The 1,499-nt window shown below is 57.0% G+C and carries 3 protein-coding genes; 2 read left to right on the forward strand and 1 reads right to left on the reverse strand.

The window, feature by feature from the left end; genetic code table 11:
- Nucleotides 1-301 (reverse strand): MarR family winged helix-turn-helix transcriptional regulator (locus ACR0ES_RS20130; protein WP_480871590.1); only part of this gene is annotated, 301 nt, incomplete at its 3' end.
- Nucleotides 302-379: 78 nt separating this feature from the next.
- Here ACR0ES_RS20130 and ACR0ES_RS20135 point away from each other — a divergent pair.
- A complete protein-coding gene (locus tag ACR0ES_RS20135) occupies nt 380-1,288 on the forward strand; it encodes an EamA family transporter (protein ID WP_480871591.1) in 909 nt (302 codons plus the stop codon).
- Nucleotides 1,285-1,499, forward strand: a 215-nt coding sequence (locus tag ACR0ES_RS20140; protein WP_480871592.1) for an NAD(P)H-binding protein, incomplete at its 3' end; no start/stop codon positions are given. The genes ACR0ES_RS20135 and ACR0ES_RS20140, both read left to right, overlap by 4 nt.

The following is a 1,499-nucleotide window of genomic DNA, read 5'->3' on the forward strand; positions in this document are numbered from 1 at the left end:
CGCGCTCGACCAAGCCGGCCTTGACGAGCTGGTCAATTCGGTTGGTCATTGTCCCCGATGTCACCATGGTCAGGTCAAGCAATTCCCCCGGCGACAGGCCTTCAGGCTTTCCGGACCTGCGCAGGGTCGCCAGCACATCAAAGCTGGCGAGGTTGAGCCCGTAGACCTTCCAGGTTTTGTCCATCTCTTTTCTGAGCTGAGCCGCCAGGCGGGAAAGACGCCCAATCGTTTCCATCGGTCCCACATCGAGGTCGGGGCGGGCTTTGTTCCATTGAGAAATGATACGATCGATGTGGTCCATGGAAGCATATTGCGAAGATTTATCTTGACGTCAAGAGAATATAAGATATCTTGATGTCAAGATATATGGAGATCCCTCATGAAACGTCATGTCGACATCGCGCTCACTGCCATCGCGCCGCTGATCTGGGGCAGCACGTATTACGTTACGACTGAATTCCTTCCTGCTGGGTATCCAATCACAATGGCTGCCCTGCGTGCGCTGCCTGCTGGCCTGCTATTGCTCGTTCTGGCCCGGCAACTGCCGCAGGGTATCTGGTGGATACGCGCTTTCGTTCTTGGTGCGCTCAATTTCACCGTGTTCTGGACATTGCTATTTGTGGCGGCGTACCGGCTGCCTGGTGGTGTAGCCGCAACGGTTGGGGCGGTTCAGCCTTTGATTGTCGTGTTCTTGGCTGCGATGCTGATTGGTACGACGGTCAAGTTATCTGCGGTGATCGCGGCACTGATCGGTATCTTTGGGGTTGGACTTCTTGTTCTTGGTTCGGGGGTTTCACTTGATCCGATTGGGTTACTCGCAGCTATCGGCGGCGCAGTCTCCATGGGAGCTGGCACAGTTCTGACCCGGAAGTGGCAAGCCCCCGTGCCCCTTTTAACCTTGGCGGCCTGGCAGCTTTCGGCAGGGGGGCTGTTGCTGATGCCGCTGGCATATCTGTTTGAGCCTGCGCTTCCGCCGTTGAAATCGCAATTTTTCACCGGAATCGCCTATCTCACTCTGATCGGGGCTGCGCTGACATACATCTTATGGTTCCGAGGTGTTTCCCGGATCGAGCCCGGCGCCGTTTCAGCCCTTGGTTTTCTCAGCCCGCTTTCCGCAGTCGTTATTGGCTGGATGCTTCTTGGCCAGGCTCTGACGCCCACCCAGATCGCCGGAGCCGGAGTGGTGCTCACGGCAATCTGGCTTGGGCAGCGTGCCGGGCGTATTAGCCCTCTCGTTCTTTCAGAAACTGCCCATACACACCTCGTCTCAAAAGGAGAATGCTCATGAAACTTGTCGTATTTGGTGCAACTGGCGATGTCGGTTCTCGTGTCGTGACTGAGGCGATCTCGCGTGGCCATGACGTTACCGCGGCAGTTCGAAACGAGGCAGGGATCGAAAACCTGCCCAAAGGCGCCAAGCCGATTGTTGCGAATGTTGCGGACCCTGCGGCTTTGGCCGCGGCCATGGCTGGTCAGGATCTGGCCGTAAGCGCTGTGCG

This window comes from Ruegeria sp. N7 (assembly GCF_056531345.1).